Below are 13,497 nucleotides of genomic sequence, written 5' to 3'. Positions count from 1 at the left end.
TGCCGGCGATACCGCGCCGCGCCGTGCGGTTATCGCTTCTGTGCTGCCGGGCTAAGGGAAGCGCTACGGGATTTGCAGTTTTTTCTGCCGGGCGATCAAATACAGCCATCCGATGCTGACGAAGCCGAACAGCGGATATAGGGTCGACAGCAATGGGCCGAAGCCGATCTGGCTTGTGAAGTAGCAGAACGCAAGAATAAGGAGAATGATAAGCGTCCGCGGGCCGTTCGTTCTTTGCTGCAGCTGAAGCGTCAAGCCGTAGATGTCGGCAATAAGCGTCGTGAAAATTTCCGCGAAAATAAGGAACGTATAGACCAGCTGGACGCCGCTGCCGAGCTGTCTTGCGATGCCGCCCATCGGGATCGCGTATTGCGTCACGCCCGGCATATGGGCCGACAGCGCGATATGTCCCGCCAGCAGCAGCAAGCCGATGCCGATTCCGCCGACCCAAGCGCCGAGAACGATGGATTTGCGGTCCTTAATTTCCGCTCCGAGCGGCACGAGGACGGCTTGGGACATGGACAGATTGAAAGCCGTATACAGAAGCGGGGCGGCCAGCGCGGACCAGAGCGGACGGTCGGTCGGCAGCGTGAGGAAACGGTCCGCTTCGGGCAGTTGAAACGTCTGGGACATGACCAGGACGGAAAACAGCACCATTAGAGGGACAATGACGGCGTTCACCGCCAAAATCGCCTTCATCCCTTTGCGGAGAAGCAGGAAGGAGCCGAACATCGTGATCAGCAGCCCGGCTTGATAAGAGATATTCCAGTTTTCATAGAAGATCGTTCCCGCGCCGGCCAGCATGACGGCGGTAACCCCCAGCAGCACTACGAGCATGAAATGGCTGACCCAGCGGCCGTAACGCTCCCCGAACAGCACCTTGTTCAAATCCTCGTAGGACTTGGCGTTAATTTCGCTTGCGAGCAGCATCATCTTTACGCCGAGCCAGACGAACAACACGGTCGCGGCCGCGATCATGGCGGTTCCCCAATAGCCGAAGCGGGTGAAAAACTGCAGTATTTCCTGCCCGGTCGCAAATCCGGCGCCGACGATCGTTCCCATATAGGTGGCCGCGATTTGCAGCACGTTAACCGTTCGTTTCATCATGGAAGGGCCTCCCCGGGATTGTCTTCGAGCATAAAAATTTATAAATATGCTCGTCCTTTGACAAGGACATAAGAAATCGTTCCTGCTTGTTTACAGTTATATGTCGCCGGGCGGACGGGCATGACAAGGTTGGCTGGCCGGGCCGGCCTCAGGCGGCGAAGAGCGCTTGCGGAGCGCAATAGTTTCGGTTGCGCATCCCGCCGTTCGTATGGTAAGTTATCGAAAAGGAAATTGTAGTCGAAGGGAATTGAATAGCGATGGACAAGCTGAAAAATAAAATCTTGGAACACGGCAACGTGTTGTCGAACGACGTACTGCTGCTGGACGGCATAATCAACCACCGGGTCGAGCCTAAATTGATGATGGAGATCGGCAAGGAATTCGCCCGCATCTTTGCCGGCGAACGCATTACGAAGGTGATTACGATCGAATCCTCGGGCATACCGGCGGCGTTCGCGACCGCCTACGAGCTGGACGTCCCGATGGTGTTCGCCCGCCGCAAAAAAACGCTCATCGCCGATCCGGACGCTTATTGCGAACGGGTTCCGTCGTTTACGAAGGGGATCGTCACCGACCTGCTCGTTTCCAAGCAATATTTGTCGCCGGACGACAGCGTGCTGTTTATCGACGATATTATCGCCAACGGCGATGCGGCGCGCGGCTTGGTCAAAATTATCGAGCGTTCGGGTGCGAAGCTTGTCGGGCTTGGCGTTATCGTGGAAAAAACGTTCCAAAACGGCGGGAAATTGCTCCGCGAGCAAGGCGTCCGGCTCGAGCCGCTCGTTCGGATTTCGTCGCTTCATAACGGGCAAATTACGTTCGAGTAACAAGTACCAATAGAAACGCCCTTTTCCCATCCGCCTTTATGGCTTATAATAAAGGCAGTGACGAGGGGAGGCAGAAAAGATATGGGGAACATGTCTGCTGAATTTATGAAAGACAAATTGTCAGATGCCAAGATCCATTTCGAGCGGGCGCTCGATTGCAAGCATACGGAGTTCGACGATTTGTATCCTTATATGATCGAGCATCCGCAATTTTTCTGGTACAAACGTTATGTCGCATGGTCCGAGCTGCTTACCATCGTCAAGCTTTGCGACGAGCTGGAGATGGAGTGGCGTTCCGTGTTTACGGCCCGTCAAGCGGAGTATATCGAGAAACGGGTTATGTCTTCGCGCGTATTGGACGAATGGTACGAGACCGAAACGAACGATACGAAAGAGCATGTCGGTTAAGCCGGACTTTAGCATAATGGCCCTCTCTCGCGCCTGAACGGGCCGGGAGGGGGGTTTTTATTTTCGACAGAGGAGGGCAACGCATGATATCCGAGGAAGAGTTGGACCAATTCCGCCAAAGCGGAGAGCGGGTCCGGATTATCCGTGACGGCATCGAAGCGAACGACGTGTACGGCATCATCGTCGCCTGGGACGACGAGTCCGTACTTGTGCGCAAACCAAGCAAGCGGGTCGTCAAGCTTAGCCGAAGCTATACGTTCGTGAGAGCCGAATGATGAGAAAAATATAATGAAGCAACGAAAAAAGAAAAGCACCGGCTCTCGCGCCGGTGCTTCAACATATGAAATATGGTGCGGTCGAGAGGACTCGAACCTCCACGGTATTGCTACCACTAGAACCTGAATCTAGCGCGTCTGCCAATTCCGCCACGACCGCATGTTATTAACTTCAACATTCATTAATATATCACTGGCTTGGGCATCCAGTCAAGCCTTCGCTTCCCAGCGCATATACGCTTCGTTGACAGCGGTATAATCGACTCCCTATAATGGGAGCATCATTCCGTCATGGTCCAAAGGAGGGTGTTCATCATGACGAACAACCGTTTCGCCGTGGCCATTCACATTTTGTCTCTTATCGAACTATTTAAAGACCGGCCGGTAACCTCGGAGTTTATTGCCGGAAGCGTCAATACGAACGCGGTGGTCATTCGGCGCATCATGGGCTCCTTGAACAAGGCCGGCATTATCCGTACAAGCCCGGGCGTTCCCGGAGCGGAGCTCGCGCGCCCCGCGGATGAAATTACGCTGCTCGACGTGTATAAAGCGATCGCTGCCGACAAGCTGTTTGCCGTTCACGAGAAGCCGAGCCCGGCTTGTCCGGTCGGCCGAAACATTCAGTCCTCGCTCGAGGCGGCTTTCGACCAAGCGCAATCGGCCATGGAGCAGCGGCTTGCGGACATGACTTTGGAACATATTGCGGCGGATTTAAAGGCAAAGCTATAGCCTAATCTGAACCGCCAATTCGAGAAACCAACCTGCGGAAACGCACGGTTGGTTTTTTCAGTAGCTAAGAAAGGAATACTTTTCCTCCCGATCACAAACAATGAAGACGATGGAAAAAGCTACACAGCCGAAAGAGGTGCTTTAAGTTTGATGGAGCGAATCATAGAATGGATTGGCGGCTGCAGCCGCCGGGCTATCGCTGTCGGATTCATCGCGGCGCTGTGCTTCGGCGGCGGGGCGGCTGCAGCCGGCCGGGAAGAGCCGGCCGTATCGGCGAAGCGGCATGTCGCCATCGTCATCGACGACTTCGGCAACCGGATGGACGGCACGGAGGATATGTTGAAGCTTCCGGTTAAAATTACGGCCGCCGTCATGCCCTTTATGCCAACGACGAAAGAGGACGCGGAGCTTGCGCACAAGCTTGGCCACGACGTAATCGTACATATGCCGATGGAGCCCAAAAGCGGTTTGAAATCGTGGCTGGGGCCGGGGGCGATCATGACCGGCATGTCCGACGACGAAATCCGCAAGCGGGTCGAGGCCGCGATCGACAACGTTCCGCATGCGATCGGAATGAACAATCATATGGGATCCAAAGCGACCGCCGACGAGCGCGTCATGCGCGTCGTGCTCACCGTTTGCAAGGAACGAGGGCTGTTTTTCCTGGACAGCCGAACGACGTGGAAGAGCGTTATTCCGAAAGTTGCCGCGGAGCTTGGGGTACCGCTTGTGTCGAACGAAATTTTTTTGGACGATGTTTATTCCGAAAAACATATTGCCGGACAGCTCGCATTGGTCCGAAAATTTTTGGAAACGCACGACGCTTGCGTCATGATCGGCCATGTGGGCGTACCGGGCAAAAAGACGGCCGGCGTTCTTCAACGGTCGATACCCGCAATGCAAAGCTCGATCGAATTCGTCAAGCTGAAGACGATGGTTTCGCCTTTACCGAGTGATCCACTTATACTGCCGGATGCCTGAAGCGATCGCAGCGGCGATGCGGTTCTGCATAAGCGGGTCGGTCAGCATCGCTTTGTCCCGCTCGTTGCTCAAAAATCCCATCTCGACGATAACCGCCGGCTGATGGACTCTGCGCAGCAGGTAAAACGGTTTTCCTTCTTTGGGGAAATAAGCGGTCTGCTGCAGCCGGTTTAATGCGTCCTGGATGCAGAACGCCAGCAGCGCGCTTTCTCCTTTCTCCTGATGAAGCACGAGCGGACCGTGCTCGCTCCGGTCTTTCGTCCAGTTGACATGAAGACTGACGAGCAAATCCGTCCGAACCTCCTCCGTCAGCTGACGCCGCTGGGACAGGTCGCGCCGATGCCTGGAACCGCTAATATGCCAGCGGTTATCGTCGCTGAGCGCGTAGTCGCCCGTCCGGTTCAAGATGGCCGGAATGCCTTGGCTGCGAAGTAATAAATAAAGCTTTTTGGCAACGGCAAGGTTGATGTCTTTCTCCACAATCTCGCCGCTGAAGGTTCCTCCGTCGATGCCGCCGTGACCTGCGTCGATCAGAATGCCCGCATGGGGCAGATGGATTCGATCCATCGTCTGGACGCGCGCGGAACCGTCGGCTTCCGGCGTGGCTAAGACAGGAGAAGGATTGATCCAGCCGGCCGCGCAGAACGCGATAAAACCTGCAAGCGCATAACTCCCTAACTTCCGATACCGTTTCATCGCACTACCCTCCGCTATTAGACTCAACGGTTGTAGAGTGGCTTATAACAGCCAAACTCATACATGTTTACGGCCGGCCGGATGCGGGAAAACTTGAATTAAACCAAACGGATTGCAATCCGCGATTCAGGAAAGAAAGGGGAGTTCTTTCGATGGCGGGAGAAAACGAATATATTAAATATTTGACGCAGCGTTTTGTCACCTATATCGATACGCCGCGCGACGAACGCAAGCAGCATAAAGAACGGGAAAAAAACCAGCGCGAGCATTGGATGTCGCGCTGGTTCGGCTGGGGCGGCTACGGCATCGTCCTGTGGTGGCGCAAGATTGCCGGCCGTCAGCGGTATAGCGGGGAGACGGAGCAATAGCCTTAACGTTCTTAACGATAAAATGAACCAAGCTTGTGAAGCAGCTGCAGAGGGACATATCTGCGGCTGCCTTCCGTTTCGTCGGCTTCCAGCGCGATGAAGACGAGGTCGCCGTTCCAACGGTGGTACCCCGTAACGGACCAGACCTGCCTCAAGGCGCGGTCGAACCGTTCCGCCGTATAACGGAGCGGTTCTCCGTCGTCCAGCCGCGCTTCGATCGAAGCCGCGCCCGAGCCGTCGGGGAAGGATAACGGCTGACCGGTTAACCAAGGCAGCGTATTATAAGGATAAAACGAAGGATTGCTTGTTGCCCGCTTAATGTCTGCGGCAACGAGGGACGGCATTTCGTCCAAAATCGATTTCCATAAGGAGGCTTCGGCGGTAGCTTTCGTCCAGACGGCTTCGTCGACGGGAAGCGATTCGCCGCTGCTTGCATCCGCAAATTTACCGTTAAACGACCAAGCGGCCAACAAGGGATGAACGTACATTTCCCGCTGCTTCAGTTTCCCCGCTTTGAACAAAGACTCCAGCTCCAAGCGCCGCAGAGCCAAATCCCGTGCGGATGAATCAAACGGCGGCCTGCCGAGGCCATACTCGCCAAGCCGGTAAACCCGGCGTTCGTCCCCTTCTTCTGCGGCCTCGAGCGCATGGACGACCAAATACCCTAGAACCGTTCCGTCCCCGCCTTTAACGAGCACAAGCCAGCCGTGCGTCCCCGGACCAAGCGCGCTTGCTTCCAGCGACGCATTCTTCCAGCTTTCGAAGCCCGGCTGCTTCGAGATGGACTCCGCCCATGCTTCGGCTTGGTCAAGCATCGCAGAAGCTCCTTCTCCTTCGGCATGAACGACCGGCTTCGTTTCCAGCGTATAAGCAAGCAGCATCGCGGCCGCCAGAACGGCCGACGTCAATATACGAATCCTTTTTGAAATCACCATGGGGATCCCACCTCCTGGGCAAGGCTTGTCTATGTAAACCCTCTCATGGCTTTCATTGTAGCGGCAGCCCGCGAAAAAAGCTGTTGCAAGCTGTCAACGGAAAGCCGGAGAGGGTTGTACTATTTTTGTTGGATCGGTGCGAATAAAGTCTGTATACGTCTTATTGCGGCTTATTCGATCCCTTCCAGATGGAAGATGCCGCAATTAATGGCGGATGCGGTCACGCGCGGCTCGTATTGCCACCGGATTTCGGACTCGCGCTGGGCGAATTGCTCTTGAATCGCATTCTTTCGGTCCGCTTCGGCATGCTTCAGCAGCGGCTCGTAATAGGATCGCAGCTGCCGCAGCTCCTCCTCCAGCCGGGCGACGGCGCTTTCCGCCCAGCTATAGTCGTAATCCTTCAGCTTGCGCTCCAGCGATTGTTCGACGATCGACAACGCTTTGCCGTAGGAGAGGCCGTTTTTCGTAATATATACGTTGGCAGGCAATCGAGGCGTCAGCTTCAGCCCGAGCAACCGGTCGTGGAACTGCTCGACGATGCGTCCAGTCGCCAGCGAAACGCCGAAGGAATGAATTTCTTCCCGCTTCCGGTCGCAGGCAAACTGAACCCGCATGTTGACCCCGAGCCACGCCGTATAAGGCGTGGATTGGAACGGATTCAGACGGCGCTTGTCCGGCTCCTGGAACATGTACACGTAGCTTCCTTGCGAGCGGGCCGCGCCGAACATCTGTTCCAGCTTGCGCGAGCCGAAGTACAAATCCTCTCGCGGCATGCGCATGCCGGATGCTGCAGACGGATTCAGAAAGCCAAGCGAACGCGCCAGGGCCGAATCCGCAGCGGCGGTATCGGGATCGGCTGCCGGCCGCTGCGCTTCCCGGGCCTCTTTCGTTTGAGCGGCATCATATTTGTTTTTGTCGGTTACGAACAGAAAGGTCATCGTTTCGGGCGGGGTGCCGGTCCGGTCGACAAAGCTCCAATAATACGGCCGGTTCGTCAGCTCCCGGTCCGCTTGCGGCGACAGCTTGGCGACAAAATGGGAAGGCGATTTTTCGACGATTTGGCATTCGGTCGCCTCCAGGTATCGCTGCACGAACTTGTGCACCTGCTTCTCGTTCACGGCTGCACCTCCACCGTCTGTCCGAGCCCGTCAAACGCCCGGAAGGTTGACGAGTTAAAGCCGGCGTTGCTGGCCGCCGGATTCGCTTCACTGCCGCGCAGCTGGCTAATGTCCGAGCCTAGCTGGCTGATGCGCTCCCGCAGCTCGATAGGGCTGCCCGATTCCAGCATCGCCCTGGCCAGCCGCTGCTCCAGCGTTTCTTCGCCTTTCTTCTCCAGTCTTTCGAGAATATGGTCCAGCTCGCCGATAACCGTTTCGAACAAGTTGATCTTCTCGTGAAGCAAATGGACGATATGCTCTTCGATCGTGCCGAGCGTGCACAGGTTGTAAATTTTCACATCCTCCGTCTGGCCGAGCCGATGGACGCGGCCGATTCGCTGCTCGACCCGCATCGGGTTCCACGGCAGGTCGAAGTTGATCATATGGTGGCAGAATTGCAGGTTGATCCCTTCGCCGCCGGCTTCTGTCGCGATCAGCACTTGGGCCCGCCCGCGGAACAGGTCCATCATCCAATCTTTTTTGCCGCGGTTCATGCCGCCCCGGTACGGAACGGCCGTCATGCCGTTATCCCGGAAAAACTGCAGCAAATATTCCTGGGTCGCCCGGTACTCGGTGAAAATGATGACTTTCTCGTTCATCTCTTGAACGAGCTCCATCGCTTTCTCCGCCTTCGTATTCGCCTTGATCTGACGGATAAATTCGACGAGCTCCCATATGCGCGGGCGGACCGGGGAATCTTCCGCCGTCTTCTTGAACAAGTTGACAAGGGTGACGAAGACGGCGTCCCGGCTGCTGCACACCTCGCGCTGAAGCGTAACGAGAGACAGCATGCTGCTCAGATCGCCGCCGCTTTCGTCGAACCGCTCTTTGACAAAGCCGGTGACGGCGTCGTACAACGCCTGCTCCTCCGCCGAAAGCGTCAGCGGCACGTTTTTGACGTAGCGCTTCGTGAAATGGATGTCGCCGTCGCCGCGCCGGTTGCGGATCATGACGCCCGAAAGGGCTTCCTGAAGCTGATCCTCGTTTTTGGACAGCCGCTTGTCGACGACGAAGTTGGCGGCAAATTCGCTTTGTCCGCCAAGCTGTCCCGGCTTGAGCAGCGTGATCAGATTGAACAGCTCGTCCAGATCGTTTTGCATCGGCGTGGCGGTCAGCAGCAGGCAATATTTTTTGCGAAGCTGGCAGGCGAACTGGTAATTGGTCGTTTTTTTGTTTTTCAGCTTGTGCGCCTCGTCGATAATGATCATGTCGTAGTCTTGGCCAAGGACGATGTCCCGGTGAGGGTCCCGCTTGGCCGTGTCGATGGAGGCGACGACGATATCGTTCTGCCACGTATGTTCCCGCTTCTGGGCGATGGCGGGTATGCCGAGCTTTTGGTTCAGCTCGCGCACCCATTGCAGCACCAATGAAGCGGGTACAAGAACGAGGGCACGCTTGACGAGCCCTCTCACCATATATTCTTTCAGCACGAGACCGGCTTCGATCGTCTTGCCGAGGCCGACTTCGTCGGCCAGTATCGCGCGCCCGCCCATTTCGTGCACGACTTTGCGCGCGGTGCTGATCTGATGGGGCATCGGCTCCAGCGAAGGAAGGGTTCGCAGGCATTGGAGCTGGTCGAAGCTTTCGATCCGTTTCGCCTGCTCGGCTTCCATGCACAGCTGATAGAGATTCCAGTCGTCCCAGGGACCGTTCTTCGCGAGCCGGCTTTGCAGCTCCTCGAACCAGCTGCGGTCGAACTGCAGGTCGACCTCCGGGTGCAGCTTGCGTTTCGCGTTCTGCGGAGCCGGGGGAGGCGCTGAAGATAATGTCATCGTTGATGCTCTCCTTTCGCGCGGTTCGTAGGTTCATAATATGTGCCTTTTCATCCATTCTTACTAACAATGAGCCATATTAAACGTAACCGGACGAACTTCGAAACGGAGAACGACGGACGGGAGAAATGCGCAAAAGAATCCGCAAAATGAATCGCAACACCTTTTATCCGAAGCTGCCGGAAGAACGAAATTTTCTGGCAATCAAACACACTTGATTAGCGGTCGCGCGACCGAAAATGCTTCGATAAATTGTTTTTCTTATCAATATATAGTGTATAATAGAATACACGGACACGATATATAGTTATAGCTTGCAGGGAATTGAGTATTTCACCGCGAAACGTAAGCTCTGCCGCTAGAGGACGGCGAAGCCGTATACGCTTATGGGAACGGAGGTTGAAGCGAATGGAAGGACGGAAGGGAACGAAACGGCTTGAAGGGTTAAGCGAAAAAATTTTTTTGGACCGGTACGCGCTTAAAGCGGCGAACGGCGGCGGGGCAATGCCGGGCGACGTCGTATTGGTCACGACGAAAGAGGACACGAAGTTCCCGTCGAAGGAAGTCGGCGAAGTGATTGCGAGGGAAGGCGAACGCGTCCGCGTCCGTCTTCGAAGCGGGGAAATCGTCGACGTCGAGTCGTCGGCGAGCCGGATTCAGCTCACCGCGGAGACGGAGCCGGAGCAAATGTGGGACCGTCTCGCCGGCGTTATGGCCGCCGTCGAACGCGAGCCGGACAAGGTCCGGCTATGGAAGGAGCGGTTCCGATACGCGCTGGACGACTGGAAGCTGGTCCCTGGCGGACGCATTGCGGCGGGAGCCGGAGCGGGCGACGAGCTGACGCTTTTTAACTGCTACGTCATTCCGTCGCCGGAGGACAGCAGGGGCGGCATTATGCGGACGCTTAGCGAAATGACGGAAATTATGTCCCGCGGCGGCGGCGTCGGCATCAATCTGTCCACGCTTCGCCCTCGCCATACGATCGTGGCCGGCGTCAACGGCAAATCGAGCGGCGCCGTCTCGTGGGGGGGCTTGTTCAGCTACGCGACAGGGCTTATCGAGCAGGGCGGAAGCCGGCGCGGCGCTTTGATGCTTATGCTGAACGACTGGCACCCGGATTTGCTCGAGTTCGTTACGGTGAAGCAGCAAATGGGCGAGGTGACGAACGCCAACCTGTCCGTTTGCGTCAGCAACGGCTTCATGAAGGCGGTGAAGGAGGATCTGGACTGGGAGCTCGTATTCCCGGACACGAAAGATCCGGAATACGACGAGCTGTGGCGGGGCGATCTGGCGGATTGGAGAAACCGCGGCAAACGGGTCGTCACCCATCAAACGATGAAAGCCCGCGACATCTGGCATACGATAATCGAATCGGCCTGGAAATCGGCGGAGCCCGGCGTCGTATTCATGGAACGGTACAACGAGATGTCGAACAGCTGGTATTTTAATCCGATTATTTCGACCAATCCTTGCTTCCACCCGGATACTCGCATTTCGACAGAATATGGCTTGATCCGTATTGAAGACTTGGCTGGCAAAGTCGGAGAGGCACGTTTTCTTACGGCTACGGACAATCGGTTGGTGGAGGCGGCGAGAATCGTAGGCGGACGTTCGTATGAAATTCCCGGCGTTCAATACCGCTCGGCGACCGTTTTTGCGACGGGGAAAAAAACTACGGTTGCGGTTGTTTTGAAAAACGGCATGGAAATAAAAGTAACTGCGGATCATCGATTATACACGGACTCGGGTTGGAAAGAAGCCGGAAAACTTCAGAAGGAAGATATGGTCTATATTCAGTCCGGCAAAGGCGTTTTTGCAATGGAGGATGAGCTTGGCGAGCAATGGGGCTTGTTTCTGGGTTGGTTAACCGGCGACGGATGGATTTCGAAACGGGGCGACATCGGAATGGTCTTCGGTAAAGATGATCAGGATGCGCTCCGGCATATCTTGGATGCCGCCGAGGCGATAACCGGAACAAAAGCAAAAGTGTACGAGCGGGAAAATGGGACGAAGCAGGTATTGTGGTGGAAGAAATCTTTCCTTGCCAAGTTGCTTGAGATAGGCGTTAAACCAGTTAAGGCGGCTGAAAAAAGGGTTCCTTCAACAATATTTACTTCCACCGAGAGGACGGTTACCGCATTTCTGCAAGCTTTGTTCAGCTCAGACGGGACGGTATATGAAGGGGATGAGATGCATCGAACCGTTCGGTTAACGTCCGTTTCAAAAGGTTTACTGCAGGATGTTCAATTGCTGCTGTTGAACTACGGCGTTCATGGCCGGATTTATGCCCGTAAGAAAACGAATCAGCGCTTATTCGAATATGTTCGCAAGTCGGATGGACAGAAAAAGACTCATAACAGCCAGCCGTTATACGAGCTTATTATTAGCGGTAACAATCTTGTCGTTTTCAAGGAGCAAATAGGATTTAAGCTTGTAAGCAGAAAACAGGAAGCGTTAAAGCGGATTGCAAGGCCATCGAGGAAACAAGAAAAATTCGTTAGCCAGGTCGAATCCGTTGTACCAAACGAGACCGTTATGGTTTACGATATTTCGGAGCCGGTAACCCATTCGCTCATCGCGTCGGGTTTTGTGGCCCACAACTGCGGCGAACAAGGCTTGCCTGCCTGGGGCGTTTGCAATTTATCGGCGATCAACTTGTCCAAGTTTTACGACGAAAAAGCTGATGACGTCAATTGGGAGGAGCTGGCGAAGGTAACGAGGTGGGGCGTTCGCTTCCTCGACAACGTCATTGATGCGACGCCTTACCATTTCGAGGAAAACGAGCGGAACCAGAAGCGGGAGCGCCGGATCGGGCTTGGCTCCATGGGACTCGCCGAGCTGATGATCAAGCTCGGCATTCGGTACGGCAGCGCGGAGTCGCTGCAGTTTCTGGATAAGCTGTACGGCTTTATCGCCCGGGAGGCCTATCTGGCTTCCGCGGAAATCGCGGCGGAGAAAGGCTCGTTCGAAGCGTTCGACAAGAAGCTGTTCGTGCAGAGCGGCTTCATGCGGAACATGCTTGAACGGTTCCCCGAGGTCGGCGAGGCGATAGAGGCAAACGGCATGCGGAACGTGACGGTATTGACGCAAGCGCCGACGGGAAGCACCGGAACGATGGTCGGCACGTCGACGGGCATCGAGCCATACTTCGCCTTCGAATATTACAGGCAAAGCCGGCTTGGCTTCGACAAGCAGCTGGTGCCGATCGCGGCCGAGTGGCTGGCCGAGCACCCGGGCGAAGAGCTTCCGGAATACTTCGTCACCGCTATGGATTTGTCGGCACAGGATCACATCCGCGTGCAGGCGGCGATCCAGCGTTGGGTTGACAGCTCGATCTCGAAGACGGCGAACGCGCCGCACGAATTTACCGTCGAGGAGACGAAAGAGCTGTACGAGCTGGCTTACGAGCTTGGATGCAAAGGCGTCACGATTTACCGAGACGGCAGTCGGGATGTGCAGGTGTTAACGGCGAAGAAGGAAGACAGTACGGAAGAGGAAAAGGCGTCGCTGCCGGCCGAGAAGTCGTCCGTTGCGATCGAAGCCGCAGCGGGCGAGGCATTGGCCGGGCCGGGAGGGCCCGGCGGAGCTGCCGGAGAAAGCCATGACGGCTCGCAGTCCGGCAAGGTGATCGACAATGAATACAAGCGCCGCCCGCAAGTGCTGCGAGGCGCGACTTATAAGCTGAACACACCGTTTGGGATGGCGTATATTACGATCAACGATATCGACGGAACGCCGGGCGAAATTTTCCTGAACGTAGGCAAAGCGGGCTCGGACGTGTTCGCGATGGCGGAGGCGCTTGGACGCGTATGTTCGCTGTTCCTCCGCTACGGCAACCACGGCAATAAGGTAAAGCTGCTTATTAAGCATTTGAAAGGGATCGGCGGCACCGGCGCGATCGGCTTTGGCGCCAATCGGGTCGAGTCGATCGCCGACGCGGTCGCCAAGGCGCTGGAGATGCATACGGAAGCGGGCAGCGGAGATTCCGCCGCGTATGCTTCGGCAGCTGTCGGAGGAGATGGGAACGGGACGCCGGCAGCACCGGCTGGGGTGTCGCAAGGGCATGCAAGCGGCGGCAGAGCTTCGCTTGACCTATGCCCGTCCTGCGGAGCCGCGTCATTGATCAATATCGAGGGCTGCAAGCAATGTACAAATTGCGGCTATAGCAGGTGTAACTAAGGAGCGTGTCCGCGCTCCTTTTTTTGTGAGAAATGTCGGAAATTGTACTTGCAAAAGAAGGAA

The 13,497-nt window shown here is 55.9% G+C and carries 12 protein-coding genes and 1 tRNA gene; 7 read left to right on the top strand and 6 right to left on the bottom strand.

The genetic code is table 11. The features are described 5' to 3' along the window. Positions 1–63: 63 nt before the first annotated feature. Positions 64–1,104 (bottom strand): YkvI family membrane protein, encoded by a 1,041-nt coding sequence (locus ACFSW5_RS21910; RefSeq protein ID WP_379278032.1) that lies wholly within the window; start codon positions 1,102–1,104, stop codon positions 64–66. Between the two features lie 260 nt (positions 1,105–1,364). Here ACFSW5_RS21910 and ACFSW5_RS21905 point away from each other — a divergent pair, with 260 nt between their 5' ends. The 3 genes from ACFSW5_RS21905 (at position 1,365) to ACFSW5_RS21895 (ending at position 2,617) form a co-directional block, all read left to right on the top strand. Then, positions 1,365–1,934, top strand: a complete 570-nt coding sequence (locus tag ACFSW5_RS21905) for a xanthine phosphoribosyltransferase (protein WP_379277975.1) — start codon at positions 1,365–1,367, stop codon at positions 1,932–1,934. An 81-nt stretch (positions 1,935–2,015) separates the two neighbouring features. Then, on the top strand, positions 2,016–2,342 hold the full coding sequence (locus ACFSW5_RS21900) for a hypothetical protein (RefSeq protein WP_379277972.1): 327 nt from the start codon (positions 2,016–2,018) through the stop codon (positions 2,340–2,342). 83 nt (positions 2,343–2,425) lie between these two features. Further along, positions 2,426–2,617 carry a hypothetical protein gene (locus tag ACFSW5_RS21895; protein WP_379277970.1) on the top strand — a complete coding sequence of 64 codons (192 nt, stop codon included), beginning with the start codon at positions 2,426–2,428 and terminating at the stop codon, positions 2,615–2,617. Between the two features lie 73 nt (positions 2,618–2,690). On the opposite strand, the gene ACFSW5_RS21890 is transcribed toward ACFSW5_RS21895, so the two are convergent. Then, a tRNA-Leu gene (locus ACFSW5_RS21890) sits at positions 2,691–2,777 on the bottom strand. A 152-nt stretch (positions 2,778–2,929) separates the two neighbouring features. On the opposite strand from ACFSW5_RS21890, the gene ACFSW5_RS21885 reads away from it, so the two are divergent. Continuing rightward, on the top strand, positions 2,930–3,346 hold the full coding sequence (locus ACFSW5_RS21885) for an Rrf2 family transcriptional regulator (protein WP_379278029.1): 417 nt from the start codon (positions 2,930–2,932) through the stop codon (positions 3,344–3,346). Positions 3,347–3,496: 150 nt separating this feature from the next. Continuing rightward, on the top strand, positions 3,497–4,327 hold the full coding sequence (locus ACFSW5_RS21880) for a divergent polysaccharide deacetylase family protein (RefSeq protein ID WP_379277968.1): 831 nt from the start codon (positions 3,497–3,499) through the stop codon (positions 4,325–4,327). Here ACFSW5_RS21880 and ACFSW5_RS21875 read toward each other — a convergent pair. Next, positions 4,292–5,023, bottom strand: coding sequence for an N-acetylmuramoyl-L-alanine amidase family protein (locus ACFSW5_RS21875; protein WP_379277962.1), 732 nt, complete (start codon positions 5,021–5,023; stop codon positions 4,292–4,294). The genes ACFSW5_RS21880 and ACFSW5_RS21875 overlap by 36 nt on opposite strands. Positions 5,024–5,175: 152 nt before the next feature. Here ACFSW5_RS21875 and ACFSW5_RS21870 point away from each other — a divergent pair, with 152 nt between their 5' ends. Beyond that, positions 5,176–5,391 (top strand): YqzE family protein, encoded by a 216-nt coding sequence (locus ACFSW5_RS21870; RefSeq protein WP_379277960.1) that lies wholly within the window; start codon positions 5,176–5,178, stop codon positions 5,389–5,391. Between the two features lie 11 nt (positions 5,392–5,402). Here ACFSW5_RS21870 and ACFSW5_RS21865 read toward each other — a convergent pair whose 3' ends face one another. The 3 genes from ACFSW5_RS21865 to ACFSW5_RS21855 form a co-directional block, all read right to left on the bottom strand. After that, a complete protein-coding gene (locus tag ACFSW5_RS21865) occupies positions 5,403–6,326 on the bottom strand; it encodes a hypothetical protein (protein ID WP_379277957.1) in 924 nt (307 codons plus the stop codon). A 170-nt stretch (positions 6,327–6,496) separates the two neighbouring features. Continuing rightward, positions 6,497–7,444 carry a YqhG family protein gene (locus ACFSW5_RS21860; protein WP_379277955.1) on the bottom strand — a complete coding sequence of 316 codons (948 nt, stop codon included), beginning with the start codon at positions 7,442–7,444 and terminating at the stop codon, positions 6,497–6,499. Next, positions 7,441–9,255 (bottom strand): DEAD/DEAH box helicase, encoded by a 1,815-nt coding sequence (locus ACFSW5_RS21855; RefSeq protein WP_379277952.1) that lies wholly within the window; start codon positions 9,253–9,255, stop codon positions 7,441–7,443. Before ACFSW5_RS21855 ends, ACFSW5_RS21860 begins: the two co-directional genes overlap by 4 nt. Before the next feature lie 408 nt (positions 9,256–9,663). Here ACFSW5_RS21855 and ACFSW5_RS21850 point away from each other — a divergent pair, with 408 nt between their 5' ends. Beyond that, on the top strand, positions 9,664–13,434 hold the full coding sequence (locus ACFSW5_RS21850; RefSeq protein ID WP_379277947.1) for an LAGLIDADG family homing endonuclease: 3,771 nt from the start codon (positions 9,664–9,666) through the stop codon (positions 13,432–13,434). Positions 13,435–13,497: the final 63 nt, after the last annotated feature.

The sequence above is a fragment of the Paenibacillus thailandensis genome (assembly GCF_042685365.1).
Taxonomy (GTDB): domain Bacteria; phylum Bacillota; class Bacilli; order Paenibacillales; family Paenibacillaceae; genus Paenibacillus_AP; species Paenibacillus_AP thailandensis.
This window is presented reverse-complemented; position numbering and strand designations above follow the sequence as displayed.

Bases quoted from the DNA above. Each gene is read 5' to 3' on its own strand.
- ACFSW5_RS21870 (WP_379277960.1), top strand. From the start codon at position 5,176: ATGGCGGGAGAAAACGAATATATTAAATATTTGACGCAGCGTTTTGTC.
- ACFSW5_RS21875 (WP_379277962.1), bottom strand. From the start codon at position 5,023: ATGAAACGGTATCGGAAGTTAGGGAGTTATGCGCTTGCAGGTTTTATC.
- ACFSW5_RS21910 (WP_379278032.1), bottom strand. From the start codon at position 1,104: ATGAAACGAACGGTTAACGTGCTGCAAATCGCGGCCACCTATATGGGA.
- ACFSW5_RS21850 (WP_379277947.1), top strand. From the start codon at position 9,664: ATGGAAGGACGGAAGGGAACGAAACGGCTTGAAGGGTTAAGCGAAAAA.
- ACFSW5_RS21880 (WP_379277968.1), top strand. From the start codon at position 3,497: ATGGAGCGAATCATAGAATGGATTGGCGGCTGCAGCCGCCGGGCTATC.
- ACFSW5_RS21865 (WP_379277957.1), bottom strand. From the start codon at position 6,326: ATGGTGATTTCAAAAAGGATTCGTATATTGACGTCGGCCGTTCTGGCG.
- ACFSW5_RS21855 (WP_379277952.1), bottom strand. From the start codon at position 9,255: ATGACATTATCTTCAGCGCCTCCCCCGGCTCCGCAGAACGCGAAACGC.
- ACFSW5_RS21905 (WP_379277975.1), top strand. From the start codon at position 1,365: ATGGACAAGCTGAAAAATAAAATCTTGGAACACGGCAACGTGTTGTCG.
- ACFSW5_RS21900 (WP_379277972.1), top strand. From the start codon at position 2,016: ATGGGGAACATGTCTGCTGAATTTATGAAAGACAAATTGTCAGATGCC.
- ACFSW5_RS21895 (WP_379277970.1), top strand. From the start codon at position 2,426: ATGATATCCGAGGAAGAGTTGGACCAATTCCGCCAAAGCGGAGAGCGG.